The following is a 984-nucleotide window of genomic DNA, read 5'->3' on the forward strand; positions in this document are numbered from 1 at the left end:
GGACAAAGCCCGGCTGAAGTACCGTCAGCTCTTTCTGGAGAAGGAGCTGGGAGAAGAGGACACCAGAGGGTACCATCATGTGCAGCTTCCGGACGGCACCCGCCGCCGCCTCACCAGCTCAGAGCTCGAATCACCCACCCTGCTCCCAGAGGGCGTCCGGGTGTTCAAGGCGGGCGATATGACGTCGCAGGAGGCAGGTGCCACCACATTTTCGTATCCCTTTGAGGGACGAACTTTCCACTGTGGTCAGAATAGTCACTGGAAGACTGGCCATGACGGCCTGGAGCGGCTGCGGCAGGCGGAGCGCCTGTTTGCTGTAGGGAATACGCTCAGCTATGTCCGCTTTCTGGACGAGATTCCGACCCGGCCGTTAACCAATATCTGGACGGATACCGGCATTGCCGGCTACGGCGACCCGAAGGTATACGCCGTCCAGACCAACACCAAAGTCATCGAGCGCTGCATCCTGATGACCACCGACCCGGGCGACCTGGTGTTTGACCCCACCTGCGGCTCGTGCACCACCGCCTACGTTGCCGAGCAGTGGGGCCGGCGCTGGATCACCTGCGATACCTCGCGCGTCGCGATCACGCTCGCCCGCCAGCGGCTGATGACCGCCGTCTTCGACTACTACGAGCTGGCGCGTCCCGAAGAGGGTGTGGGCAGCGGCTTCAAGTACAAGACCGTGCCGCATGTAACACTCAAATCGATCGCCAACAACCCGGAGATTGACGGCATCTATGCCCGCCTGCATCCGGCAGTGGAAAAAGCCCTGGCTGAGCTCAACGCGGCATTGAAGGGTCATCCTGTCCAATTTAAGGTTACCCAGGGCGGCCGGTCTGGCCACTTCGTGGACTTCGCCGCGCCCGACACGGCAATCTTCACCATGCCCGCCGGCCAGGTGGTCAAGATCAACGAACTGGTGGAATGGGAGGTGCCCTTTGCGTTTCCTGCCGACTGGCCGGAAAAAGCGCGCGATCCCTT

At 61.7% G+C, this 984-nt stretch carries 1 protein-coding gene; it reads left to right on the forward strand.

The features are described from left to right. The coding region (locus NW858_RS05645; protein WP_414520084.1) for a DNA methyltransferase at positions 1-984 on the forward strand (984 nt) is incomplete at both ends.

Origin of the sequence: Synechococcus sp. H55.10, assembly GCF_047502715.1 — a bacterium.
GTDB lineage: Bacteria > Cyanobacteriota > Cyanobacteriia > Thermostichales > Thermostichaceae > Thermostichus.